This window comes from Paenibacillus sp. FSL H7-0942 (assembly GCF_045040715.1).
In the GTDB taxonomy this organism is placed as follows: domain Bacteria; phylum Bacillota; class Bacilli; order Paenibacillales; family Paenibacillaceae; genus Paenibacillus; species Paenibacillus amylolyticus.
Genome location: NZ_CP150279.1, coordinates 3076277 through 3102872 on the forward strand (window position 1 = coordinate 3076277; position 26596 = coordinate 3102872).

At 44.5% G+C, this 26596-nt stretch carries 18 protein-coding genes; 13 read left to right on the plus strand and 5 right to left on the minus strand.

The window, feature by feature from the left end:
• The first annotated feature begins 180 nt into the window (after window positions 1-180).
• From MHI48_RS13845 to MHI48_RS13860, 4 genes are all read left to right on the plus strand, one after another.
• The gene (locus tag MHI48_RS13845; RefSeq protein WP_405144350.1) at window positions 181-3435 is read left to right on the plus strand and encodes a bifunctional cytochrome P450/NADPH--P450 reductase; all 3255 of its coding nucleotides are present in this window, start codon (window positions 181-183) and stop codon (window positions 3433-3435) included.
• 262 nt (window positions 3436-3697) lie between these two features.
• Complete coding sequence (locus MHI48_RS13850; RefSeq protein WP_047842796.1) at window positions 3698-4285, plus strand: TetR/AcrR family transcriptional regulator; 588 nt, start codon at window positions 3698-3700, stop codon at window positions 4283-4285.
• Between the two features lie 68 nt (window positions 4286-4353).
• Window positions 4354-5835, plus strand: coding sequence for a DHA2 family efflux MFS transporter permease subunit (locus tag MHI48_RS13855; protein ID WP_405144655.1), 1482 nt, complete (start codon window positions 4354-4356; stop codon window positions 5833-5835).
• Window positions 5836-6145: 310 nt separating this feature from the next.
• On the plus strand, window positions 6146-6793 hold the full coding sequence (locus MHI48_RS13860) for a hypothetical protein (RefSeq protein ID WP_405144352.1): 648 nt from the start codon (window positions 6146-6148) through the stop codon (window positions 6791-6793).
• A gap of 87 nt (window positions 6794-6880) precedes the next feature.
• On the opposite strand, the gene MHI48_RS13865 is transcribed toward MHI48_RS13860, so the two are convergent.
• On the minus strand, window positions 6881-7858 hold the full coding sequence (locus MHI48_RS13865) for an alpha/beta fold hydrolase (RefSeq protein ID WP_405144354.1): 978 nt from the start codon (window positions 7856-7858) through the stop codon (window positions 6881-6883).
• 426 nt (window positions 7859-8284) lie between these two features.
• On the opposite strand from MHI48_RS13865, the gene MHI48_RS13870 reads away from it, so the two are divergent.
• Complete coding sequence (locus MHI48_RS13870) at window positions 8285-9262, plus strand: MBL fold metallo-hydrolase (protein WP_211083297.1); 978 nt, start codon at window positions 8285-8287, stop codon at window positions 9260-9262.
• A 53-nt stretch (window positions 9263-9315) separates the two neighbouring features.
• On the opposite strand, the gene MHI48_RS13875 is transcribed toward MHI48_RS13870, so the two are convergent.
• Window positions 9316-9897, minus strand: a complete 582-nt coding sequence (locus tag MHI48_RS13875) for a LysE family transporter (protein ID WP_340936065.1) — start codon at window positions 9895-9897, stop codon at window positions 9316-9318.
• Between the two features lie 132 nt (window positions 9898-10029).
• On the opposite strand from MHI48_RS13875, the gene MHI48_RS13880 reads away from it, so the two are divergent.
• The gene (locus MHI48_RS13880) at window positions 10030-10584 is read left to right on the plus strand and encodes a helix-turn-helix domain-containing protein (protein ID WP_036608360.1); all 555 of its coding nucleotides are present in this window, start codon (window positions 10030-10032) and stop codon (window positions 10582-10584) included.
• Between the two features lie 203 nt (window positions 10585-10787).
• On the opposite strand, the gene MHI48_RS13885 is transcribed toward MHI48_RS13880, so the two are convergent.
• Window positions 10788-13205 carry a family 43 glycosylhydrolase gene (locus tag MHI48_RS13885; RefSeq protein WP_405144357.1) on the minus strand — a complete coding sequence of 806 codons (2418 nt, stop codon included), beginning with the start codon at window positions 13203-13205 and terminating at the stop codon, window positions 10788-10790.
• Window positions 13206-13590: 385 nt separating this feature from the next.
• Here MHI48_RS13885 and MHI48_RS13890 point away from each other — a divergent pair, with 385 nt between their 5' ends.
• A complete protein-coding gene (locus MHI48_RS13890) occupies window positions 13591-17331 on the plus strand; it encodes an alpha-L-arabinofuranosidase C-terminal domain-containing protein (protein WP_405144359.1) in 3741 nt (1246 codons plus the stop codon).
• 126 nt (window positions 17332-17457) lie between these two features.
• Here MHI48_RS13890 and MHI48_RS13895 read toward each other — a convergent pair whose 3' ends face one another.
• Window positions 17458-17718, minus strand: coding sequence for a hypothetical protein (locus tag MHI48_RS13895; protein ID WP_036608353.1), 261 nt, complete (start codon window positions 17716-17718; stop codon window positions 17458-17460).
• Window positions 17719-17924: 206 nt separating this feature from the next.
• On the opposite strand from MHI48_RS13895, the gene MHI48_RS13900 reads away from it, so the two are divergent.
• From MHI48_RS13900 to MHI48_RS13920, 5 genes are all read left to right on the plus strand, one after another.
• A complete protein-coding gene (locus MHI48_RS13900; RefSeq protein WP_405144361.1) occupies window positions 17925-19961 on the plus strand; it encodes a catalase in 2037 nt (678 codons plus the stop codon).
• Between the two features lie 87 nt (window positions 19962-20048).
• A complete protein-coding gene (locus MHI48_RS13905; RefSeq protein WP_036670754.1) occupies window positions 20049-20801 on the plus strand; it encodes a TrmB family transcriptional regulator in 753 nt (250 codons plus the stop codon).
• A gap of 127 nt (window positions 20802-20928) precedes the next feature.
• Window positions 20929-22092, plus strand: a complete 1164-nt coding sequence (locus tag MHI48_RS13910) for an MFS transporter (protein WP_036670755.1) — start codon at window positions 20929-20931, stop codon at window positions 22090-22092.
• Between the two features lie 218 nt (window positions 22093-22310).
• Entirely contained in the window at window positions 22311-22877 is a 567-nt protein-coding gene (locus MHI48_RS13915; RefSeq protein WP_036670756.1) for a sugar O-acetyltransferase, read from the plus strand.
• Between the two features lie 38 nt (window positions 22878-22915).
• The gene (locus tag MHI48_RS13920; protein WP_143781417.1) at window positions 22916-23518 is read left to right on the plus strand and encodes a sugar O-acetyltransferase; all 603 of its coding nucleotides are present in this window, start codon (window positions 22916-22918) and stop codon (window positions 23516-23518) included.
• A gap of 195 nt (window positions 23519-23713) precedes the next feature.
• Here MHI48_RS13920 and MHI48_RS13925 read toward each other — a convergent pair whose 3' ends face one another.
• Window positions 23714-25138 (minus strand): glycoside hydrolase family 1 protein, encoded by a 1425-nt coding sequence (locus MHI48_RS13925; protein WP_036608339.1) that lies wholly within the window; start codon window positions 25136-25138, stop codon window positions 23714-23716.
• Window positions 25139-25481: 343 nt separating this feature from the next.
• Between MHI48_RS13925 and MHI48_RS13930 the strand changes: the two genes are divergently transcribed.
• Window positions 25482-26450 (plus strand): LacI family DNA-binding transcriptional regulator, encoded by a 969-nt coding sequence (locus MHI48_RS13930; RefSeq protein ID WP_076327720.1) that lies wholly within the window; start codon window positions 25482-25484, stop codon window positions 26448-26450.
• Window positions 26451-26596: the final 146 nt, after the last annotated feature.

Consider the following 26596-nt stretch of genomic DNA (forward strand, 5'->3'; position numbering starts at 1 on the left):
ATTCAGCCGGAAGAAAATTTGATATTAAATCAATTATGGTTTAATGTATTATCAAATGATATATATTACTATCATTTATAAAATCATCAAAGGAGAGATCACTTATGAATGAAAGCAGAACAGCCATCATATGGCTAACGAATACCTTGCTCTACGGCGTACAGTTAAGAGGTGATCATCATGAGTGATACAACTTACATTCCACAACCCAAAATGTATGGACCACTTGGCAATCTGCCCTTAATTGATAAAGATAAACCAACGCTGTCGCTAGGCGTTCTGGCTGAACAGCATGGACCAATATATCAACTTACCGTTCCCGGTTATTCCGGTTTAATCGTATCTGGACCAGATCTTGTCGCGGAGTTGTGCGATGTGTCCCGTTTTGACAAGTTTGTATACAATGAACTCGAAAACGTACGTGCCTTTGGCGGCGATGGTTTATTTACAAGCAGAACATCGGAGCCCAATTGGAAAAAGGCCCATAACATTCTGCTTCCCACCTTCAGCAAACAGGCCATGAAAGGTTATCATCCGATGATGGTTGATATTGCCGAACAGTTGATCAATAAGTGGGCACGCCTCAATTCCAACGATACGATTGATGTTGCGGATGATATGACACGCCTTACGTTGGATACCATTGGACTATGTGGATTCAATTATCGGTTTAACAGTTTTTACAGACAGGACCACAGTCCTTTTATTGAAAGCATGGTTCGGGCATTAAATGAAGCTATGCAGAAGAGTTCACGTTTGAAAATTCAGAATCTGCTTATGGTGAAAACCAAACGACAGTTCCAAGCGGATATTCAGACGATGTTCTCTCTGGTAGATCAGATTATAGAGGAACGTAAAGCGAGTTCAGCACCCGAAGAGGTCGACTTGCTCGCACGTATGTTGAATGGCAAAGATCCGGAGACTGGCGAAATGCTGGATGATGAGAACATCCGTTATCAGATTATTACGTTTCTCATTGCCGGACATGAAACCACGAGTGGTTTGTTATCTTTTGCTCTTTACTTTCTACTCAAAAATCCGGAATCGCTTCAAAAGGCGTATGACGAGGTGGATCAGATATTGGTCAGTGACTCACCACAGTACGAAGAAATTCTTCAGCTTTCTTATATTCGCATGATTCTTAGTGAATCGCTTCGTCTCTGGCCAACAGCCCCGGGATTTGATGTATATGCCAAAGAAGACACCGTCATAGGTGGCAAATATCCCTTGAAGAAAGGGGAAAGTTGCAGTATTCTCCTGCCCCAGCTACACCGTGACAGAGAGGCATGGGGAGAGGATGCAGAGCTTTTCCGTCCAGAGCGATTTGAAGATACGGCGAAAGTGCCTCATCATGCGTATAAACCTTTTGGTAATGGGGAGAGAGCATGTATCGGCATGCAGTTTGCTTTATATGAAGCAACACTTGTGCTTGGCATGGTCCTTAAACATTTTGAGTTGATCGATTATAGCAACTATGAGTTGGATGTTAAACAGACGCTGACATTGAAGCCAGGAGACTTCCGGATCCAGGTGAAAGCGCGCGTGGCTTCGCAAACAAGGAATAAGTCGACCGTAACTGCGAAAGAGAAACCTGCTCCTGTTGTTCGTAAAAATATAGCAAGTGACAGCCAGAGGGGAGAAATCCTGGCCGTTGAAGCAGATGGTAAGCCTTCGCTCCTGGTGTTATATGGTTCCAATCTGGGAACGGCAGAAGGCATTGCCCGAGAGCTTGTGGAGAAAGGGCGTTCGTATGGAATCCCAAGTGAAGCAGCCACTCTGAATGAGTGGGTTGGCCGCATTCCCCGCCAAGGTGTCGTTCTCATCGTCACTGCTTCGTATAACGGTAAACCTCCGCAAAATGCTACGGCATTTGTAGAATGGTTGAAGGAAGTAGAGTCAGAGGAAGCAAAGGATGTAAACTATGCCGTTCTGGGCTGTGGAGATCGGAGTTGGTCCGGGACGTACCAGAGCATTCCTCGATTAATAGATGAGAGGCTTGAAGAATTGGGAGGTAAAAGACTGTTATCCCGTGGAGAAGTCGATGCCGGAGGTGATATGGAGAAACAAGTCGAGGCGTGGCAGCAGATGTTGTGGCCACAGGTGTTGAGTGTCTTGGGGATTAGCGAGGAAGCAATCAAATCCTCCAAGCCAAGCGCCAGCAGACTTCAAATGGAGTTTGTACGTGAGAAAACGGATATGCCTCTTGCACGAACTTATGATGCCAGCTATGCCACGGTTGTAGTTAATAAAGAGCTTCAGGCGCTGGGAAGTGGAAGAAGCACGCGTCACATCGAAGTTTTACTGCCTGAAGGCATGAGTTATAGAGAAGGCGACCATCTCGGCGTGTTGCCTAACAATCAGAAGCAGAATGTGGATCGGATACTCCGTCGGTTCGGACTACGTGGGGATACTTCGATCCAATTAACTTCGGACGTCAGCCATCTTACACACCTACCACTGAACAGACCCGTCAAGATTCATGAGTTGCTCGCTTATTGTGTGGAATTGCAGACACCAGTCTCCAGAACACAGTTGCAGGAGTTAGCTAATCATACGATATGTCCACCTCATAAGCGTGAACTGGAAGGCATGTTGGATGAAAACAGCTACAGGGATGATATTCTTGCCAATCGAATCACCATGTTGGACCTGCTAGAAAGGTATGAGGCGTGTGAGTTGCCTTTCGAAAGGTTCCTTGAACTATTGCCTCCGCTTAAGCCCAGATATTATTCAATATCCAGCTCGCCAAGTCTGAATTCCGAGCAAGCAAGCATAACCGTATCGGTAGTAAGAGAGCCTGCATGGAGTGGCAAAGGCGAATACCAGGGAGTTGCTTCATCGTACCTCGCTGGTTGTTCATCCGGAGAAGATATTCTGATGTTTGTACGTACATCTGAATCCGAATTTCATCTGTCGGAAGAGGCTGATGTTCCGATGATCATGGTGGGACCAGGCACGGGGGTAGCACCATTCAGAGGTTTCCTCCAGGCGAGAGCTGTTATGAAACAGAGAGGTTTGTCTCTAAGTGAAGCGCATCTGTTCTTTGGGTGCAGGAATGATTCAGATTTCATATATCGTCAAGAGCTTGAACAATACGAGCGAGAAGGGATCGTTAAACTACACACTGCTTTTTCTCGTGCGGAGGGCAAGCCCAAAACGTATGTACAGCATCTAATGAAAGAGAATTCCGAACAGTTAATTCACATGCTGATAAACAAAGGAAAACTCTACGTATGCGGGGATGGAAGCCAGATGGCTCCTGCGGTAGAAGAGACTTTACAGCAAGCGTATCAGGAGGTGCAGGGAGCAACGGTGCAGCAAGCGAAGGACTGGCTCATTCAGCTTCAGGCCGAAGGACGCTACGTGCAAGACGTGTGGGCAGGTAATAAACGAACAGGTGAAACTCCTAAAACTGTGCATGAGGAGGTACATTAAGACGGAGATGACTCCAATATCTACTAATATACAGTCCTTAATATACTCAAGCTAACAAACAGCCGCTTAATCTGGAGCTTTGTCTCCAAATTAGCGGCTGTTATGATGATCTGACCGTGAGCCGTCGCTCGGTTCATTTTCTCACTCCTGAACTGTTAGCGTTTACATTAAAATTTGAAATAAAAATGATTGACAGTGCCGATCTGAGCGGGTTTAATTATATAGACCGATTGTTATAATTATTTGAAGGAAGTGGCTTTCGTTGAGTGAAAAGTCTAATGCTAGAGAGTCTATTGTCAGCACAGCAGCGAGACTGTTTTTTTCACAAGGATATCATGCGACCGGTCTGAATCAGATCATCAAAGAGAGTAGTACGCCGAAAGGGTCGTTGTATCATTATTTCCCGCAAGGCAAGGAAGAGCTCGCGCACGAGTGTATTCAAAAAGCCAATGAACATATCTTGCAGACATTTGAGAAAACATTTGCAGCCCACGACAATACGGGGGATGCCATTCAGAGATTTATTCATGATTTGGCTCATGAAACAGAAGCAGCCGGGTTTACCGGATTTCTGCCATTCAGCTTCTGGGCAGCTGTGGAGACATCGTGTATTAGTCAGCAGTTGCGTATTGCATGTCAGGGTGTATTTGCAGATTGGCAGGATGTCATTAAGAAACATCTGATTCTGGATGGCGTTGGTGAAGAGAAGGCGCGGGAGACGGCACTTCTGATCATTTCTTTGATGGAGGGAGCACTGATTATCAGCCTGACGAATCAGGATAAACAGCCTCTGCTGACGGCTGCTGAGTATTTGTCGGTTGTGACGAAGAACGCCAAACAGATTCAATAATTTATACCAAGAGACAGAGAAAAAGAAAGTTCGATACGTTTGAGGAGGATGGGATCGTGGAGGTTTCCATGAAGGCTGATTCTGCACAGAATCAACAAGAAACAAAGCAATACAAGGTATTTCCGATTTTGTTCGCGATGCTGCTGAGCGGCTTTATTGGTCTGTTTGGAGAAACGGCATTAAACGTGGCATTGACGCCACTTATGGCTCTACTGGAAGTAGGTCCTACAACGATTCAATGGTTAACTACAGGTTACTTGCTTGTGTTGGGAATCCTGGTACCGGTATCCGGTATGCTGTTGCAGTGGTTTACCACAAGACAGTTGTTTACAACATCTTTGATTTTCTCGATTGCAGGAACATTTGTTGCTGCACTTGCACCTAGCTTCGAAATTCTGTTGGTGGCACGGGTACTGCAGGCGATAGGTACAGCGCTATTGTTGCCACTGATGTTTAACACCATATTGGTTATTTTCCCGATTGAAAAACGTGGTGCTGCCATGGGATTGATTGGTCTGGTTATCATGTTTGCACCAGCAAGCGGTCCGAGTATCTCCGGTCTGATTCTGGCTAATCTGAGCTGGCATTGGATTTTCTGGATCTCCTTGCCGTTCTTCCTGATCTCACTGGTATGCGGCTTGTTGTTCTTGCCAAATATTTCGAAATTGACCAAGCCCAAAATTGACATACTGTCCATTATCCTTTCTACCCTTGGTTTTGGTGGTATCGTATACGGCTTCAGTAGTGCAGGGGGACATGGAGAAACTGGCGGAGGCTGGACGAGTCCGGTCGTTGTTGCCACTCTCGTTATTGGTGTGTTGTCCTTGCTGTTATTCAGTATCCGTCAGTTGAGAATGAAACAGCCAATGATGGATTTGCGAGCGTTCAAATATCCGATGTTTACGATTGGCTTGATCCTGATATTCATCTGTATGATGATGATGCTGTCATCCATGCTGATCCTGCCAATGTATCTGCAACAAGGTATGGCCGTTACAGCGTTAACTGCCGGACTGGTTCTATTGCCGGGTAGTTTGCTGAATGGTTTACTGTCTCCGGTCATGGGCCGACTGTTTGACAAGTTCGGTCCGAAGTGGCTTGTGATTATTGGTCTGGCTGTCGTAACGGTTGTACTCTTCATGTACACTGGAATTACACCTACAACAACACTGGCAAAAATCATTACGCTGCATGTGTTCATGATGGTCGGAATCTCGATGATTATGATGCCTGCACAAACGAATGGTCTGAACCAATTGCCACGTGAGTATTATCCTCACGGTACTGCCATCATGAATACGTTGCAACAGGTATCCGGAGCGATCGGTACGGCTGTTGCGGTAAGTATACTGAGCGCAGGACAATCCCGCTTTTTGAGCGGAGTAGCGAACCCGGAAAGTCCAGAAAATCAACTGGCAGGTTTCACGTCAGGTGTACAGAATGCGTTTGTATTTGCATTAGTTCTGTCGATTATCGGTCTGATTACTTCACTCTTCGTGAAACGGGTCAAAGTAGGATCAACGCCAGGACAACAAGGTCCTATGCATTAATCCATTAACTAACAATAATAATTAGATATTGTATAAGAGCGATGTATCCTTAACTTTAGGGACGCATCGCTTTTTTGCGTATTTATTCTATCTTTTTTGGTGTTGACGTGAAACGGGTTACAGCCTTTAGAGTAAAAATGTAGCCGGAATACAGCGGTTTAAAGAATGAATTTCAGAGCAAATACTTCATGTTCCGGCAAAATTGTATATGTTCATACTAATATAAAAGGGTAATATAGAATGTAATAGTACAATTTTTAACCAATTCGAAAACGGTTTATATTTTATTTTTAATCAAGGAGACTTCATTATGATCATTATCAATCCCATTGGCAATAACATTGAAAAGATGCTGTTGCACTACGAAAAAAACGGCCATCTCACTCTACAGGCTTCGCTTATCAGTAATCGCTCGGTTGTATATAGATTGCAAGACTATTGTCTTAAGGTATATGCTTCACGTGCAAGATTGGATGGGGAGATGGAAAGTGAGGCACTTAGGGCATTGCAGAGTAATCCTTATGCACCCAAATTGTATGCGTATTCACCAGGTGAGTACACCCTGACAGAGTGGATTGAAGCATTCAAACTGAAAGAGTACCGTGTAACCTATGGACACATTCCTCCCAACTTGATATACGATATGTTTACGACGGAACTTCAGCAGATTCATGCTGGATATTGGGACTGGGATGTCATCCGTTATGAGAATCTGCTCTGGACCAAGACAGGTGATGTGAAAAGAACGAACTTATGGTTGTGTGAGCCTGTGAACGCCAGACGTGAGAGCTTATATAACCAGGTCATTCGGAAAATTGATAACATCTACAATGGAGATCGTACCGAAATGGAGGGGATGAAACAGTACTTTTATCGTCACCAGTTGACTTCATTAGAGATCGAACAAGCTTTCAGCGATTTCAGGTCCCAACGGCCAAGACTAGCGATAGCACAATAAATCATATACTTAAAACCCCAAAGATATTAGAGAATCTTTGGGGTTTCTTTTATGATATAACATAGTCTTACTTTTGCAGAGTGTACGTTACTTCTTTACCAGGGCCAATATCTCATCCGCAACGATATCAGGGCGATATTGATGGATGTAATGATCGGTATCTTTAATGGTTACCTGTTTAGAATCATCTGACCAGGATTTGAATTCTACTTGGGATTTATCCCATTCAAGTTCACTTGCACCAAGGTAATCAGCCGTCAGTATGGTGAGTGGAAACGGTAAGGTTTGTTTGTGATCTACAACCACTTTGGCATTGGTAGCTATTTCACGTAATTCATCCAACGTGTTCACATTACCATAGTTGTGCAACAGCGCAGTTGTATCCAATCTTTTCAGATCATCGGGTACAAGTTTCAGTTCATTACGATTGGCATTAGAAGTTTTGACAACCATGTCAGATTGCATGGAGAGGCGGAATAGTCCGGTTTGGATACGGAATTTATTCGCAAAACCACCAATTGTGTCTGCCAAAGAGTCATCGTCATTCGAATAATATTCGGGGCTTCCGCCATCAATCATGACGATACCCTTGACGAGATTCGGGTATTTTTGTGCGAAACGGATGGTTTCCAGCGAGCCGAGCGAATGTCCAACTAATACATAAGGTGGCTTCTGTCCAGATACCTGCAACAACTCGTGTAATTCTTCAGCTACGGTATCGACATCACGTTTTTTATCGGTCTGATCGCTATATCCATAGCCAAATCGGTCATATACAGCGAATTTTGTGTTGGGAGCAAGCTTTTCATATAATGGATAATAATCTACATAGGGATTAGCGGTCCCCCAGCCAGAGGCGAGTACGACTGTTACATCGCCTTCTCCACCAGTATATAGATGCATATTGTCTCCATGGACTTCGTACAGCTTACCAGGGGGGACGAGTGTTTTGGCATCCTGCCTTAAACCCACTTGTTGGTAGATCACGCCAGTACCCAGAAGCAACAGAACTATCGCCAGGTCGAATATCAAAAACTTAACTAATCTTTTGCGCCATTTCTTCATGTTCTCTCACATACTCTCCATGTATTTTCTCTATCATATATGCCCAATCTTATAGGAGAGAAAACAGAGTCTTAATTCTATCTTAATTGAATTTATTTCCGATCATGGGGAATGGGCGTGTTCTAGTGAAAATTGTATATCAACGGCCAATGAATTAATATATAGCTACGATATAAGTTGAACTAAAGAATATTTACACTGCTCACTCCGATGACAGAATAACCTTCCGATCGCTGTTATCCCCAGATTTTTTTGATTCACTTTTATAAAGGTGAAAATCTGGTGATAAAGGCGAACGCTCCGCTTCTTCAGGTTATTTCTGTCCTCTACGTTCTAGTGTTAATGTGTAGTTCAACTGATATAGTTGAATATATCTTAATCAAAAGTTGAACCTAGATTGATTATATAGAACAGAAGGTATGTATAATGACAAAATACGAAAATCAGCTCCCGACATCAGCAGGCATGAACTTCAAGTCCCTGATCAGTATATTGAGAGATTCCATGCGTGGCAATGTAGAGCGGAGACCATCTGGTACGATGCCTATGGAGATATGTGAACCTGCTGAAACCTTCAGTGCATCCGATAATCCACAGGTTACATGGTTCGGTCATTCGGCCTTTTTACTCGAAATAGAAGGGCACAGGTTGCTCTTTGATCCGATGCTGGGCAATCGTCCATCACCCGTATCCTGGGTGGGTACCAAACGTTACAGCACCAATCTACCGATTCAACCGGAGGATTTCCCAACGCTGGATGCAATCATTATATCGCATGACCATTATGATCATCTGGATTATGACTCCATTCGTAGATTGAAGGATAAAACAAAGCGATTTATCGTACCGCTTGGGGTACGTCGTCGTCTGATTCAACTGGGTGTGCCTTCGGAACAGATTACCGAACATAACTGGTGGGATGAGTTATCGTTCAAAGGTTTAACATTCGCTTGCACGCCAGCAAGACATTTCTCTGGCAGAGGATTATTCGACCGTAATTCTACTTTATGGTGTTCGTGGGTTATCGCTGGACAACATACGAAGGTGTTCTTTAGTGGGGACAGCGGATACGGTCCTCATTTCAAGGAAATTGGCAGTAAATATGGTCCATTTGACCTGACCTTGATGGAATGCGGGCAATATGACGAGCGTTGGTCCAATATTCATATGATGCCGGAAGAAACGGTGCAAGCGCATTTGGATGTAGGAGGTAAGTTGCTTATCCCGATTCATTGGGCCGCATTTACGCTGGCCTATCATGCCTGGAATGAACCGGTTGAACGAATCACGAAGGCTGCACATGCTTTGAACGTTAAGATTGCAACTCCCAAAATCGGCGAGAAGGTTGTGCTTCATACGGAGCATTACCCTACACATCCATGGTGGAGACCGGAATTAGGATGAAAAAATAAAAGCGTTCAGCTCATCAAATGAGTGGACGCTTTTTCTATTACATTTTACATCAGGATTGATAGTGCACTGTAAATTAACAACATACCCATGACGATATTAACAGGACGCTCGTATCTTAATAGAAAGCTCTGGAATAACATGCCACCGAACGCCCAGGTCATATTGGCACTAATCCCGATGAAGGTGAGCAGCAAGGAAAATACAATTAATTGTACATGGGACTGCCCAAGAGGCAGAACAAAAACGGATATGGCAGTAAGCCCATACAGAATGACTTTGGGATTGATGAATTGCAGGGTGAACCCAAATAGAAATGAATAATGATTAACCTTGTTTTCTTGCGAATCTGCAGGTTTACTTCGCATAATTTTGAGAGCCAGATAGAGCATGTACACACACCCTAACACGTTTAAGACGGGTTTGATCCTAGGAATATATTGATGAAGAATAAGGTTGAAATAACTGGACAGAAACATAATTAGCAGGCAGCCGGCTGCAACTCCACTAATAAACGGAAGGGTCTTGCGGAACCCCTGATTTCTGGCATGCGTCATGGAAATGATGTTGTTGGGTCCGGGTGTAAATGAAGCGATGATTGCATAGGTCACTAAAGGTATAATGTTCATGGTTCCTCCACGTCTTCTTAGTTGTGTGATATAATGACCTGAAATGTACGTTATAACGTACGGTCTTTATTATTGTACAATATGTGCGTTATAAAGCACAATATATAAATATAAAATGAGGAGGATGGATTTTTGAAAAACATTAATAGTATTCTTGCTCAGAACCTGAAACAGCTTAGGGAACAAAGAAAACTTAGTCTGGACAAGGTCGCCGAAATGTCTGGTATTAGCAAGACCATGCTTGGTCAGATTGAACGTGGTGAATCCAATCCATCCATTGCAACCGTATGGAAGATTGCTAATGGCCTGAAAACTTCCTTTACTGCTTTGATTCACGAGCCGAAGTCAGATACAACCGTTGTAACGGGGGATGATATTCAAGTATTGATGGAGGATGAGGGAAGGGTTCGGATTTATCCGCATTTTCCTTTTGAAGAAGGACGCCGCTTTGAAATATATATGATGGAGATGGACCCCAAGTCTGAGTTGAAAGCTGAACCGCATATCGAAGGTACGGAAGAGTTTATTACGGTCTTTGAAGGTGAAGTTACGATTAGAGTAGGGGCGGAAGATTATACGGTGAGTTCAGGGGAGTCGATCCGTTTTGGAGCGGACAAGCCTCACGCCTACGTTAACTCCGGTGCTAAGACGAACAAATTCAACATGGTCATTCATTATTCGAAGTGAGATGCAAAGATCCATCTGTGAATGTAACGAACGATGAACGAATAAATGCATACATGAAAGGAATGACAATAAAGCAGCCTGATGTAATGAACTGCAACTCCCTCGTTAGTCGTGTCGTGTCTCACAAAGGGTTCAGTTCAAAACATTGGCTGCTTTATAGGTTTGTTCGCTATGGAGTCCAACGCCTATGATAGGACTCTAACTTATGGCGTTTCTTTAGCCTGACGCTGTATTTCCTTGGCTGTTAATGCTTTATCATACACTCTTACGTTATCCAGACTGCCTTTGTAGAACGGATCAGACGTATAACGACTCTTGCCTACATAAGCTTCCGTTACCTGCAGATCTTTCGGGTTAAAAGTAATCTCAGAGTTGCTTGCAACCGATGTACCATTCACATACAGAGTACCCACATCACCCTGAAGGGTTACAGCGACATGAACCCACTCTTTGGAAGGCAGCGGATTTGCTGCAATCAGGCTCTGATCCCGTCCCTCATTATGAATGGTGAATTGTAATGCCCCATTATGTTGGGAGGGAGTAAGGAACATATGCCTTGTCAAACCATTTCCAAAGTCGAAAATACGCTGCCAGGATCCGCCACCGTCCCAATTGACCCAGGCGCTAAACGTGAAATCCGTTGTATCTGTAATGAGTCCAGGTAACTGAATGTAACTGTCTGTCCCATTGAATGTAGCAGCCTGATTTTTGCCACTAGCAGCAGAACTGATCACGTTAAAGGCTTGTCCGTGATATCCGTTTTTACTGTAATCCTGTGCGACTTTGCCAATTTTCTTGTGTTCAAAAGTATACTCCCCGAGCAATGGGCTTACCGCTTGCTGTGGAATGATAACGTTAAACGTTTTGGAGCTTACCGCAGTTCCTTTACGAATCGTTGCGGTTAATTTCACTTTGGCATCTCCCTTACCGGCGCGAGGTCGCTGTACTACACCTGTAGTGGATAGAACCGAAGCATTGGAGCTTTTCCACGTAATCTCTGCATCACTTGTTCCCTTGGTAGGCAGAGATAGGTTGAAGAACACATGATCCGTACTGCTAATGCTCAGGTCCTTTTTCACCGCATCTACAATGTCCTGATCACTCCGTTCAACACTTTGACTTCCCCAGATGGCAATTCCGGAGGATGAGAGCGCGCTAAAGGTCAGAACCGTACTTTGAGATTCCGAATTCCATTCATGTGTGAAAACGCCTTTGTACTCAACGTTATTCGATGTGATCTGAACCTTGTTGTCTGCGCCAAGACTCCATGTTCCTGTCACGGTACCATGAATCTGCCCATCTGCCGTGAACTGAACGGTCTGGGATGGCTTGATGTCCGCCGTGATGTCCTTACCATGATTCACCCATTGGTACTGACCAGCGATCTCCTGAGTTGTCAGCTGCGTGGTAACTTCTCCCAAAGCCGCATAGCGATATGGAGAAACAACGGGCCAACCATCTGCATTCATATGCATCTCATGCACGCGAACTTCATGCTCTTCGCCACGCCCTGGAAAGCGGGTATGGAAGATGAGAAATTGTTTGCCAGTCTCCGGATCAACATAAGCAGAGTTATGCCCTGGCGATACATAACCGCTACCTAGGCCTGTGCCCGGATCACCGATCTGTCTCTCGAACAGGAAGTTCCCCATCAATTTGACTCCAAATGGCTCAATAGAACGATCGTCAAACAACGGTTTATCCTTGTCCGCTTTAACGTTGATCATATCGTTTCCTTCCGCATCGAGGAAAGGTCCATCCGGTGTTTGGGAGCGGGCTACGCGAATGTTGTATCCTCCATCAGCACCTAGCCCACCGTAAGACAGGTACAGATAATAATAATCAGTTTCGGGACTGTAGAGCATATAAGGGGCTTCAATACGACTATGATTGCCTCCGGTCAGCTTTTTGCCATAACCTTGATTTGGCAGTGGTTTACCTGTCGTTGCATCCATCTCCAGAATGAAAATCCCTCCTGAATACGAGCCATACACCATCCATAACTTGCCGTTTTTATCATAAAAGACATCCGGATCGACCACATTGGGATGAATCGTTGCATCGTAAATGGTACCATCCTCACTGATCTGATCCCACATGCCGGATTTCAACAGAATGCCTTGATCCTTATAAGGGCCTTCGATATTGTCTGCGACAGCAATGCCGAGCGCTGATCGCGGAGAGTCCCCTTTACAAGCATTGTAGTACATATAAAACTTGCCATCCGCCAATTGAATGACATCTGCTGCCCATAACGTATCCGTCTGCGCCCACTCCAACGCTTCAGCGAATTCCTTGGTTACATTGGGGACAACAGGGTTGTTATCTGTAACGCCGGAGGCGACCAGATCCCAGTTCAGAAAGTCTTTGGACTTAGCCACTTGCAGATGTGAACCAAAAATATAAAACGTATCATCCACCTTAATGACAGAAGGGTCATGAACGGAAACATTTTTAAATGTTGGAGCAGAATTAGCGATAGGTTTGGTGGAACTCTGCGAGTTACCCACGGTTGCCCCTGAACCATTTGCGAACACCGAGACCGGTGCCAAAGTTGTTGCAGTAAGTAAAGTGGTGCTTAGTACAGAAATGTTAAGTACGCGAACCCAATAACGTTTCATACGTTTCCCCTTTCCTATTCCCCGGAATGAAAAATCAACCGATACTTGGCAACACACGATAAAAGGTTCGGCAGACCTCCTTTGAGTATTTCATTATATCAAGCGCTTTCATTTGTTATATTATCAATTGATTTATATGTTTGTAAACCATAAATCTAATGTTTATAAGAGTAAAATGAAAAATAAATAAGAGACGGGAAGAGCCGATAAAGGTCATTACATTCAAATAAACCAGTTGTCTTTCTCAAATTTAGGATTGAAATGGGGATCGATGATGCGATATTATTACGTTTAAGAAATGTGTTTAACTATTTATCAATCATTTTATATTAATGCGAATCAAAAGCGTGAACCGACAATTCCCAACTACATAGGAGGTAAGAACATGAGCACATATCAAAATCAATTAATTGCACAATACACGTTTGAAGATACCGTTCAGATCGGGAAGGACAGCTCCGGTAAGGGCCATGATGGTATAACCAAAGGCGAGATCCCGCCTGTGATATCCGAGTTGAAAGGCAGAACGGCGGTGACTTTCAACGGGGGAGCGAATGGAACTTCTTATCTGCAATTACCCTCGAATCTGCTTCGTGATGTAAGCGATAACACGGGAATCACGATTGCCACTTGGGTGTTTCTGGGCAAGGGGTCTAATGTGTGGGAACGCATTTTTGACTTTGGTAAAGGGGAGAAGGGGCCGTATTTATTTTTGACACGTCAGCTTCTGGGTACGTTATACGCCGGAGATAATCTGGTTGTCCACCCAAGTGGAGGAGTTGCAAGTGGAGAATGGCTGCATATTGCGCTCTCCGTGGCAGGTAGCCAAGGGGGAACGTTGAGCAGTGCGGGTCCAATTGTGTATGTGAACGGGGAGAAGGCCGCAGACGGCTCGATCAGTCAGACGTCGAGCGGCAATTATGCCAAATTGCGCGAATGGTTTGATTCGTTCACCGATCCTGAGAATTATAGCCGGAATTATATTGGACGTTCCCAGTATGCACCGGATGTGGATTTTGCAGGTTCGTTATCCGACTTTCGGATCTATGGGGCAGCACTCACCATGGATGAAGTCATTGAAGTGATGTGTGAGTCACTGACAGATGAAGCGATTGTGAAGCTTGCGGCGGACAAGTACTTGTCCTTCCCCAACCGAATCATCACCAAGGATGTATCATTACCTGCAGACTTGCTGGGTGGTAAAGTGTCTGTTGAATGGAGCTCCAGTAAGCCGGAAGTCTTGTCCGAGAGCGGGGAAGTTCAGATGATCACATCAGCACAAGAGGTTACGCTCCGTGCGCTTCTGAACAGAGGTGATCGTAAGCTGAGCCAAAGCTTTGACGTGTCTGTTGTGCCAGCGCATCTCCCGCCTTACACGGTCACTATCCATGGAGATCAGAAGGTGGCGGATATCAGTGAAGTCATGTATGGACTTTTCTACGAGGATATTAACAACGCGGCAGATGGCGGAATCTATGCAGAGCTTGTTCAGAATCGATCATTTGAGTCTTTTGCATTTGATACGTACTCGCATGACTCTGGAGAATGTGGTTGTTCGACAGGTCGAAATCGTGAACCTTTGTTTGCCTGGTCAGGCGACACCGAGAAAATGCGCGTACAGCATACGGATGGACTAAACGTTCATTTTAACGTGGAAGACCCTGAAGTAAATGCTTATTATGTAACGGTTCAGGATGGGGCTACGATTCGGAATCGTGGATTCTCAGACTCCAACCAGCATTGTGCCATGTCCATCAAGCAGGGTGAATCATATGACTTTACCGTATGGGCAAAAGCAGAATTGGCAGGAACGATCACTGTTCAATTGCAGGATGGAAGTGACACTTCCATCAGTGATTCGGTAACGCTGCATGTTGAAGGCGGGAACACATGGAAGAAATACGGTTTGTCTCTGATCGGAACGGAGACTGTACTTGGTCAACTGGCACTTACGTTTGCAGGTGACATCTCCATCGATATGGTGTCCCTAGTCCCTCAGAATGTATGGGGAGCTGATCCGACAGAAGAGGGAATATCGGCTACGGCACATGCTAACTACACAGGTAACCCGAACTATCGATTGAGAAAAGATCTAATCCAGGCACTCGCAGATCTGCATCCGAAGTTCCTGCGTTTTCCGGGAGGATGTATCTCGGAGGGATCTTTTATCTGGGATAACGTATATGACTGGAAGGATTCTGTGGGTCCGGTTGAGCTCCGCAAAGAAAATTATAATGTCTGGGGTTACATGATGACGATGGGCCTCGGTTATATGGAGTACTTCCAACTGGCGGAAGATCTCAATGCCGCTCCGGTTCCAGTCATGGCTTGCGGTGTGTTGTGTCAGGCGCGCTCGGACTATGCTCACCCTGCGGGTGGCGCTTTAAGGGATTATTATATCCGCAACTTTACAGATCTGATTGACTTTGCGCTCAGTACAGACTTTGAACACAACGAATGGGCAGCGGTACGAAGCGAGATGGGACATCCTGAACCGTTTGATCTTCGTTATCTGGGCGTAGGCAATGAGAACTGGGGCACTGAATTTTTTGCCAACTTCGAAGTATTCAAACGTTCGATAGATGAGTACATGAAACAGAACTATCCTGATCATGAGCTGCACATTATCTCGACGGTTGGAGCTCAGGCGGATGATGATGCGTACCAAGAAGGATGGAAATTCCTCAGTGGGAACCTCACCGGGTCAGCTCAGGTTGCTTTTGCAGATGGTGCTGAGGTGATTGAGGAGACGGTAACCTGGTATGAGAATCAGGACAATTACATGGACACCATTGCAGATGAGCACTACTACCGATCCAATGAATATTTGCTGAATAACGTAGATCGCTACAACTACTATGACCGGGCTTATCTTGAAGATGGAAGTATCGATTGGAAAGAAACATCCAAAGTATTTGTTGGAGAATATGCTTCCACGGACAAAAACACGCTGGCAGGAGCGGTTGCAGAAGCTGCGATCATGACTGGATTTGAAAATAACGCGGACGTTGTGCGTTTGGCTGCCTATGCGCCATTGTTCAACAAAGTACTAACGGACGGTACTTACCGCTGGACGCCAGACTGCATCTGGTTTGATGATGAAACCGTGTGGTATACACCGAATTATTATGTACAGCAGCTTTTTGCAAAATATGTAGGGGATCAGGTGCTTGAGACTTCATTCTCCACCTATAGCAAAGGCAAACCGTTGAATCTCATTCCTCGTGGAGGTATCGAGATTGCAACGGGTCATGCAGACATCGTGGTGAAACGAGTTACAGTGACGTCCAATGTGGATGGCAGTTTGATGTTTGATGAAGATTTCAGGGAACGTACAGAGCCTAGTGAGGCATGGAGACAGATTCCCGGATCGGAAGGATATGCGTTAACCGCAGGAAAAGGACTCATTTTGAAGGCACAATCAAGTGGATTGAATGGATTGTATCTGCTGAATGACGAATGGACCAATTACAAAGTTCACGTTGAGGCTGAAAGAATTTCAGGTGAGGATGGTTTTTACATCGGTGTGGGACTGACGGATATCTCGCCTGAGAACAAGGATGTCATTGAGTACGCAATTAGTTACGGCGGGAACGCAACAGGCGTGAAGGTGTACAAACAAGGGATTGAGGGTTATACACTGGGAGACTATTCATCCAGCTCGGCAGCAGGTAACCTGAGAGCGGCCAACTATGAACCACTCGAGAATGGAACCGATTATACAATTACGGTTAACTATGGTGGAGATACAGGAAAGAATTTGGTTTGCTCCTATACAGACGGACGTAATACCAGCAAGGTTCTGGATTACAAGCTGGAAGCTTACAACCGGGAAGTATTCCACTCTGTTACGAAGGACGCACGGCATGTGTATGTGAAACTGGTGAATGCAGATGGTGTAGATAAATCAACCCGGATTTGCCTTCAGGATCTGAAGGTGGACGCTCCAGCCAGACTGATCACACTTACTGGAGAAGATCATTTGGTGTATATTCCGAATGTGAATCAGAAGAATGATGAGAAAGTGGTTCCCCAAGAACAGGAGATCACACTGTCGGATACATCGGTGGTCGTTAACTTAACAGCTCATTCGGTGAATGTATTAGTTGTGGATATTCTGAATTAAATTCATATCGTGAACAAGAGACCGCGTTTATCGCGGTTTTTTGGCGTTCGAAATCTGTTCATTGATGATCAAAGAACGAAAAAATGGTGCTCTCCTAAAGGAAGGCACCATTTCTTTGGGGTCTGATTATTTGCGTTTTAATAACAAAACGCCACTGATTGCTGAGGTTTTATGGCGGTAGACCACTTTGAATCCAATATCATTGTCCAGCAAACAGTTCAGTGCATTGATTAGCCGTGCACCGGGAACCAGTGTGAATGTACATGGAGACGTATTACCAATCACACGTACACTTTGGATTCTGCGCGCAGAACCAGGAACGAGCGGATTTCTTGACCAATAGATTAATACCAGATCCGGTTGCGGAACAGCATTGACACGAGCCATACTAATCATCTCTTTTCTATTAGATTCTTTATAGTAAATGACAATGTGATGTAGAAGGTGCTAGACAAAAGACGTCATGAGCAATAAATGGGGTTAACACCTTCCATTTATATCTAGTGCCTGTGGAATTCACATCAATTCATAGGTATAACAGATACTCATAAATGCATTTTCAATCCCATACATATATTCTGGAGGTGATTGGGATGAGCAAGGAACCTATGGATGAGAATAAAAAGATTGAGCAAAGAAATACCTTTCTACGGGATAATAACGGCAAAGAGATGTCTTCCAACGAAGGGGTTAAAATATCAGATGACAGCAACTCGCTAAAAGCGGGGGATCGCGGACCCACGCTGCTTGAAGATTTTCTGATGCGTGAGAAACTGTCTCACTTTGACCGGGAACGCATCCCGGAGAGAGTTGTGCATGCCCGCGGATATGGAGCTTACGGTGAATTTGAGTTATATGAATCACTGGAAGAGTTAACGATGGCTCATTTTCTTCAGGACCCCGGTGTGAAAACACCGCTGTTTGTGCGTTTTTCCGAAGTTGCCGGTTCCAAAGGGGTTAACGAGACGAATCGGGATGTACGTGGGTTCGCCGTGAAGTTTTATACTGAGGAAGGCAATTTTGACTTGGTTGGCAACAATATACCTGTTTTTTTCATTCAGGACGGAGTTAAGTTCCCGGATTTGATTCATGCGGTAAAGCCGGAACCTAACAATGAAATTCCACAGGGCTCTACTGCACACGACACCTTCTGGGATTTCATTGCGAATAACCAGGAGTCGGCTGCTATGGTCATGTGGATTATGTCGGATCGCACGATACCACGGAGTTTTCGAATGATGCAGGGATTTGGAGTACATACCTTCCGACTGGTGAACAAAGAAGGTAAATCCAGATTCGTGAAATTTCATTGGAGGCCCGTACTTGGCATGCATTCTTTTGTGTGGGATGAAGCTCAAAAGCTGGGAGGTGCGGATCCGGACTTTCATCGCAGGGATCTGTGGGAAAACATCAATGCTGGTAATTTTGCGGAGTTTGAACTCGGAATACAAGTTTTGGAGGAAGCGGATGAATTCAAGTTTGATTTTGATATTTTGGATGCAACGAAATTATGGCCTGAAGAAGACATTCCGGTGCGAATCATTGGCAAAATGACGATTAACCGCAATGTCGAAAATGTATTTGCGGAAACGGAACAGGTTGCTTTCCATCCAGGGAACATCGTACGTGGCATTGACTTTAGCAATGATCCTTTGCTTCAAGGGCGACTGTTTTCGTACACGGATACTCAATTGGCGAGGGTGGGCACAAATTATCAGGAGCTGCCGATTAATCGTCCGGTATGCCCTGTACATAACAACCAGAGAGATGGAGCCTCTCGCTATACCATTGATCAGGGGAGAGTCGCCTATCATGACAATTCGCTTGCCAATAACTCACCTTATACTGTGCCGGGAACAAAAGGGGGATTTGTGACATATCCTTCCCCAGTGCAAGGTCTTAAAGAACGGAAAACGGCACCCAGTTTCCTGGATCATTTCTCGCAAGCACGTCTATTCTGGAATAGCATGACAGGCTTGGAGAGAAGCCATATTATTCAAGCACTCACGTTTGAACTTGGGAAGGTAAAGGATGTTTCCATTCGTCAGCAGGTTGTCAATATGTTAGGTCATATCAGCACGGAGCTGGCGACTATTCTGGCCGTGGAACTCGGAGTCAATGTACCTAACGTCCCTGAATCTCCAGTGACGAAGTCGTCACCTGCGCTCAGCATGGAAAATACGGTGTTTTCTCCCAAGACATTGCGTGTCGGAGTGATTGTTGGGGAAGGGTTCGATGGCCCGAGCACACAATACATTTTGGAAGAGTTTAAGGGAGCGGGACTTCAACCGGTCATTGTACATGAAAGACAGGGTGTGGTACGTGGAACAGGGAATGTGGAGCTCAAGGTGGACGACAGCTTTTTGACCGGCTCACCCTTGGTATATGATGGTCTGTTCATTGTTGGAGGACAGCAGGAAAACGATTATGTTCAGAAATACACCCGATCCTATGCGATCGAAACGTACAATCATTTCAAACCGATCGGTGCTACACCGACGGGTGCAGCGGTGATCCAGCCGGTCGGCATTATAGGCAAACCTGGCGTCATTGTGGAACAGCAGCCTGCGGCGTTTGCAGAGCAATTCATTCAAGCGATGACCCAGCAGCGCTTTTGGGATCGGACATAGCCACGTGGGATAAACTGGACATGGGAAGTTCATGCGTCTAAACTAGATAGACCAGACACACTAAGAAGGGATGCGCCGATCCAAACCATGTTGCAGAAATTCGGGTTTACACAATATGAAAGTCAGGTATACGAGGCTATATTTGCCCAGGATGAACCGCTTGATGCCACATCGATTGTAAATTACTCCAACGTTCCCAAAGCCAAAATCTATGAAGTGCTCAATCGCCTGATCGACAAGGGAACGGTGCTGACAACGATGGATGGGAAGAAAAAACTATATATGGCTGTGGATCTTCAGTCCATTATTCATAAGATTAAAGCTGATTTTGAGAAAGATATTGAGGAATTGAAGAGTTACAAAATCAAACGTACATTCACCGATGAACATATCTGGACGTTAAAAGATGAGTCTTCCATCGCATCGAATATCGAACAGCTTATCGAGGAAGCAGATTCATCGATTCTTTTTCTGGCCTGGAATGAGCGAATGGAGAAATATCGTGAACTGCTGGAGCAGAAGGAAAAGCAGGGCGTGTACGTTGAAGTGCTTGCCGTTGGGGGAATGGAGACATCCTTAAACCGGATATACTCGTTGATTCCATTGCTTGATGCGCCAGAACCTTCACAGCTGCTTATTGTGGATCATGCGTATTTGCTGTTTGCCGGTGTGGAGCACGATTCATGGCGAGCGATCAAGACGATGTCCAAACCGATTGTCAAAGCGATGACTGATTATTTCTACCATGATGTTGCCCTTACTCAGATTACCAAAAAATACGGTGACCAACTGTTACAGGATGCTGAAATCGAGAAACTGCTCACCAGATTAATCTATTAAAACTATTCTCTTGGAGGATAGTTTTTTTGTTATATCTCTGTTTGAAAACAATCATGAAAATAACTATTGAAACTTTCATTCTTATGGGTTACTATCGTAGTTGTAACTTTTATAGGAGGATTCAAAAATGAATAAGAAAGTATATGTGCTTGCTATCGCAGCATTTGTGGTCGGAACCGTTGAACTGATCTTGGGCGGGATTCTGGACCTGATTGCTACGGATCTTCATCTTTCCCTAGCCAAAGCGGGGTATTTAATCTCTATTTTCTCACTTGTCTATGCGTTGTCTGCGCCGATTTTATTAAATTTGACGGCCAGATTCGAGCGTAAAAAGGTATATATGTGTACGCTGTTTGTTTTTCTGATCAGTAATCTGATCTCTGCATTTAGTTCCAGCTTTTATATGCTGATGGCGGGCAGAGCACTCGGAGCCGCCACGGGTTCACTTATTTTTGTGCTCTCCCTGACCCTTGCAGCACGTATTGTGGAACCACAATATAAAGGACGCGCCGTGGGGATTATTACCATGGGAGGCAGTGCATCACTTATCCTAGGTGTACCTCTTGGAATCTTTGTAGGTAACTTGGCAGGCTGGCGTGAGGTGTTTATGTTGATCGCTATTCTCACAGCAGTGGTTATGGTGGCCATCTGGATTGCGATGGATCGTGTACAGCCTATTCCTGCTGTATCCCTGAAGAAACAGCTTACGGCACTGTGGAATCCAAAAATGTTGGCAATCCATGCTACAACTTTGCTTGTGCTTGCGGGTCATTTGACTTTATATGCGTATTTCACGCCATTCTTGCAAGAAACGCTGGGTGCCAGTGCGACGATGGTCACCTTTATCTATATGATGTTTGGGATCGCCGCTGTTGCAGGGGGAGGAATCGGGGGCATGTTATCCGATCGTCTGCATCCTGCTAAAGCCATTATCATTGTGCTGATTCCCTTTATCGTGAGTATGGCTGTCATTCCGTTCAGTGTGGGATTGCCTTTGATCGCCTTCTTGTTATTGTTAAGCATCTGGAGTGCACTGAGTTGGACCGTTACGCCTGTGCAGAATAGTCTGATTATCAAAACTTCGCCGGAAACAGCCGAAACGCTAATCAGCACCAACTCAGGTATTGCACATGCAGGTATTGCACTGGGTACCTATATCGGCGGCATGGTGATCGATCATTCATCGATTCTGAACACCGGATGGGTTGGTTCTGTTCTGATTCTGCTTGGTTTGGTGACTGCCATCTATGCCATTAGCGTTAAGGAAAAAACCGTTCAGGCGGTTGCTTAGAATAAAGAAATTAGACAAAAAGCTTGAACCTCTGCATTCCCATAGTCTAATGGGTGTAGAGGTTTTTTTGCTGTTTCGCTAGAGTACGCGTCAGTAGAATAAACCATTTTCATATCGAGCAGACTTGCTTTATTCATACTAATCTATATAATTAAAAGAGTTTTTAAAAGTATTATTTAATGTTGAATTACATGATGTGTAATGAGGGAGCGGTGATCATGACTACGAAGACGGAAAAACAAAAAATGCTGGATGGCGAGCTGTACATGGCTTCGGATCTTCAATTGTCTGAGGACAGAGAGTATGCAAGGAAAATGACGCGGACGTTCAATCAAACGACGGAAACGGATGGTGAGCTTCGCACCAAGTTATTGAAGGAACTGCTGGGATCTACAGGTGAACACCTGGGCATGGAACCTAATATTCATGTGGATTATGGATATAACATTCATGTAGGCAATCATTTTTATAGCAATTTTAACTGTACGATATTAGATGTGTGTGAAGTTCGTATTGGAGACCATTGCTTAATGGGACCAGATGTACATATCTATACGGCTACTCATCCACTCCATCCGCATGAGCGCAATACGGGTGCAGAATATGGCAAGCCAGTCACGATTGGCAATAATGTATGGATTGGTGGTAGAGCCGTTATTAATCCGGGGGTTACCATTGGAGACAACGTGGTCATTGCTTCCGGGTCTGTGGTTACAAAGGATGTTCCGGATAATATGATTGTGGGCGGTAATCCTGCTAGAATTATTAGAGAGATTGAGCTTTAATTTATTTTAGATAGAAGATGGGAAGTGCTTACGAAATGATGACTGAAAAAGAAAAATCTCAATTAGGGCTCTTGTATAACGCCAATTATGATCAAGAGTTAATTGAAGAGCGTTTACATGCCAAAGGACTTTGTTACGATTATAACCAGCTCCATCCAGCCAAGATCAATGAAAGAGAAGCGTTGATCAAGAAACTGCTGGGGAAAACGACGGATCGTTTCCTGATTGAACAGCCATTTGTATGTGATTACGGCTATAATATTGAAATTGGTGAGAACTTCTACAGCAATCATAATATTGTCATGCTGGATGGAGGAAAAATCAGTTTTGGAGATAACGTTTTTGTTGCGCCCAATTGTGGATTTTATACTGCAGGCCACCCTTATGATGTTGAGCAGCGCAATGAAGGTCTGGAGATCGTTGGACCCATCACGGTGGGCAATAATGTATGGATCGGTGGCGGTGTGACAGTTCTTGCAGGTGTGACGATCGGAGATAATACGATCATCGGCGCAGGGAGCGTAGTGACCAAGAGTATACCGTCTGGTGCGATCGCTGCGGGTAATCCTTGCAGGGTCCTTCGCAAGATAACGGAAGAAGACAAAACAAAGTACAGCAGGGATGTAGTGAGGAACATCTAGTGAAGAATAAATAGTGAACAACGTGATAGTCGCTAATGGAGAATGCCCGATGTGTATCATCGGGTGTTTCTTTTTGAAAATAAAAATAAAATCCCCCAGACAGAAAACATGCCAAGGTATCGTATAACCGACACTTTTTTATGTGATATGTCTGGGGGATAGAAGAATGTATCTGTTACATTTGCTTAAAGAACCTTAACGTTGCAAACTTTTCCCGTTACTGCTGATCACTTCTTTGTACCAATGGAAGGATTTCTTGCGATAACGTTCGAGTGTTCCTGATCCATCGTCATGACGATCCACATAGATATAGCCATAACGTTTTTTCAACTGGGCAGAAGACGCACTTACAACATCAATGCAACCCCATGATGTATAACCCATAATTTCAACGCCATCTTCAATAGCTTCACCAACCTGAACCAGATGATCATTCAGATACTGGATGCGGTAGTCATCTTCAACTGTTTTCTCGCCGTCCGCACCCGTGATCAATTCATCAACAGCACCAAGACCATTTTCTACAATAAACAGTGGTTTTTGATAACGGTCATAGAACATGTTAAGCACATAACGCAATCCTTGCGGGTCAATCTGCCATCCCCATTCACTTGCTGGCAGATAAGGGTTAGGTACACCCCCAAGCAGGTTACCTTCACCTGCGATTTGTTTCTCCGGGTCTGCTGTCTGACAGATACTCATGTAATAACTGAAAGAGATAAAGTCTACTGTATTCAGTAACATTTCTTCGTCGCCAGCTTCCATCTGAATCTCGATTCCATTTTCACGGAAGTAACGTTTCATATAACCAGGGTAGCGACCTCTTACGTGTACATCGCCGAAGAAATAGTTGCTATGTTCGAATTCCATGACTTTAATCATATCGTCTGGATTTGGTGTCAGCGGGTAGGTCGGCATACTGAGCATCATACAACCAATCTGTGCCGTAGGAATGATCTCATGACAGAGCTTCACAGCGGAAGCACTGGCTACAAACTCATGATGGATCGCTTGATACAGATCTTGCTTGCTAAGCTTCTCCTTAGGCGTGTAGATACCACCGCTCATGAAGGGTGCTTCAAGAATCGAATTGATTTCGTTAAAGGTAAGCCAGTATTTCACTTTATTCTTATAACGTTTAAATACGGCAGTTACATAACGCTCATAGAATCCAACCATTTTTCGGTTAACCCAGCCGTCGTATTCTTTGGACAAGTGAAGAGGTGTCTCATAGTGGGATAGCGTAACCAGTGGTTCGATCCCGTATTTGTGACACTCGTCAAACAGATCGTCGTAGAATTGCAGACCTTCTTCATTTGGTTCCAGCTCGTCCCCTTTTGGGAAAATACGGGACCAGGCGATGGAAGTACGGAATACCTTGAAGCCCATCTCGGCAAACAGTTTCACATCTTCCTTGTAGCGATGATACAGATCTATACCGATCAGTTTCATGTTATCTTCGGTTGGTTCTTCCGTGATTGGACCCATGATGCCTTTGGGAGCTACATCCTGAGTAGATAATCCTTTGCCGCCTTGATTGTATGCACCTTCAGCCTGGTTGGCTGCAATTGCGCCACCCCACAGGAAATTTTCCGGGAATTGATAAGTATGATTACTCATGTGTATCGCTCCATTCATCAAATTGATTTTAAGATGATTCATGTATGACATAAAAAAAGCTTAAACGTTGTAACGGGTTACACGTCAAGTTTTACTTTTGACCCAGATTTGATGCATACTATTATTCTAAATAAGTTCAACTAAAATTTACACGAAAACGGAGAGGACAGAAATAACCAGAAGAAGCGAAGCGGTCGCCTTTATCCCCGGATTTTCCCGTTTAGATATGGGAATCAAAAAATCTGGGGATAACAACGATCGGAAGGTTGTTCTGTCATCGAAGTGCCAGTGTAAATAATCTTAGTTGAACTTATATAGTTCGTTAGCAAGAAGGGAGTCTCCGATGTCCAAGTTTGATGAAATTATGAAGCGGTCCGGTTACTCAAAAGCGACAGTGTCACGAGTGATTAACCATTCTCCGCATGTTAGTGATGAAGCAAGACAGATCATAACGGATATTATGAAACAGTTGAATTATATTCCCAACCGGAATGCGGTATCGTTATCTACAGGGCAAACAAAGCAGATTGGAATTGTGACCTCTACCACAGGTGAGATCATTCTTACATTCATGAATCAATTCATTGATACAGCCATGGATTTTGGGTTTCAGACGATTATCTATACATCCCGTGGAGATCCGGAGATTGAATTGCAGGCTTTCGAAGATCTGCGCAGTAAACGAGTCGATGGGCTAGTTATTATTGCTTGTGTTAATGATCCTCGGAAATTAAAGGCGTATTTGGAATACGGTCCGATTGTCTCCTGGCAGCGAATGGGGAATGACGAGATTCCGTCTGTTGCTATGGATCAGGCAGAAGGGTATAAGTTAGCTCTGGAGCATCTGGTTTCGAGAGGATACACCCGAATTGCAAATGCATTTGGCAGGGCTGAAAGTTTGAATACCCAGAGCCGCCGTGAAGCCTATGAATCTTTCATGAAGAGCAGAGGGTTGCATGTGTGGACTGAAGCGTATCAATATTCAGTATTTAGCTCGTCCGATGGCGAAGAAGCGATGCGAAGAATGGCTGAGGGGCCAGAACTTCCACAGGCCGTATTATGTTCCAATGATTATGCGGCCATCGGCATTCTGAGTGAAGCACGCAGACGGAATATTCAGGTACCGGAACAACTCGCCATTGTGGGGTTTGATGATATCGAGCTTTCCCGTGTTCTTGGAATCACGACCATACACAATCCGATTGCAGAGCAAGCCACCCAGGCTTTCCATCAATTGTGGGCGGTATTGGGTAAAACAGAGTTGAAGACAGAACAGCTAACATACCAGCTGATTGAGCGTGAGACGACTTGAATCCGTAAGACTTGATGTGGGAATCTGGTTTTATGGATTCAATAATTATTCAAATTTGAAACATCTTTGAATCGGAGTCATACGTTATACTGAATATGAGCTTCAGAACGACATATTTGTACAGAGATGTGGCGTGAGGTTTTTGT

Bases quoted from the DNA above. Each gene is read 5' to 3' on its own strand.
- MHI48_RS13845 (WP_405144350.1), top strand. From the start codon at position 181: ATGAGTGATACAACTTACATTCCACAACCCAAAATGTATGGACCACTT.
- MHI48_RS13855 (WP_405144655.1), top strand. From the start codon at position 4,354: ATGAAGGCTGATTCTGCACAGAATCAACAAGAAACAAAGCAATACAAG.
- MHI48_RS13860 (WP_405144352.1), top strand. From the start codon at position 6,146: ATGATCATTATCAATCCCATTGGCAATAACATTGAAAAGATGCTGTTG.
- MHI48_RS13865 (WP_405144354.1), bottom strand. From the start codon at position 7,858: ATGAAGAAATGGCGCAAAAGATTAGTTAAGTTTTTGATATTCGACCTG.
- MHI48_RS13870 (WP_211083297.1), top strand. From the start codon at position 8,285: ATGACAAAATACGAAAATCAGCTCCCGACATCAGCAGGCATGAACTTC.
- MHI48_RS13875 (WP_340936065.1), bottom strand. From the start codon at position 9,897: ATGAACATTATACCTTTAGTGACCTATGCAATCATCGCTTCATTTACA.
- MHI48_RS13885 (WP_405144357.1), bottom strand. From the start codon at position 13,205: ATGAAACGTTATTGGGTTCGCGTACTTAACATTTCTGTACTAAGCACC.
- MHI48_RS13890 (WP_405144359.1), top strand. From the start codon at position 13,591: ATGAGCACATATCAAAATCAATTAATTGCACAATACACGTTTGAAGAT.
- MHI48_RS13895 (WP_036608353.1), bottom strand. From the start codon at position 17,718: ATGGCTCGTGTCAATGCTGTTCCGCAACCGGATCTGGTATTAATCTAT.
- MHI48_RS13900 (WP_405144361.1), top strand. From the start codon at position 17,925: ATGAGCAAGGAACCTATGGATGAGAATAAAAAGATTGAGCAAAGAAAT.
- MHI48_RS13905 (WP_036670754.1), top strand. From the start codon at position 20,049: ATGTTGCAGAAATTCGGGTTTACACAATATGAAAGTCAGGTATACGAG.
- MHI48_RS13910 (WP_036670755.1), top strand. From the start codon at position 20,929: ATGAATAAGAAAGTATATGTGCTTGCTATCGCAGCATTTGTGGTCGGA.
- MHI48_RS13915 (WP_036670756.1), top strand. From the start codon at position 22,311: ATGACTACGAAGACGGAAAAACAAAAAATGCTGGATGGCGAGCTGTAC.
- MHI48_RS13920 (WP_143781417.1), top strand. From the start codon at position 22,916: ATGACTGAAAAAGAAAAATCTCAATTAGGGCTCTTGTATAACGCCAAT.
- MHI48_RS13925 (WP_036608339.1), bottom strand. From the start codon at position 25,138: ATGAGTAATCATACTTATCAATTCCCGGAAAATTTCCTGTGGGGTGGC.
- MHI48_RS13930 (WP_076327720.1), top strand. From the start codon at position 25,482: ATGTCCAAGTTTGATGAAATTATGAAGCGGTCCGGTTACTCAAAAGCG.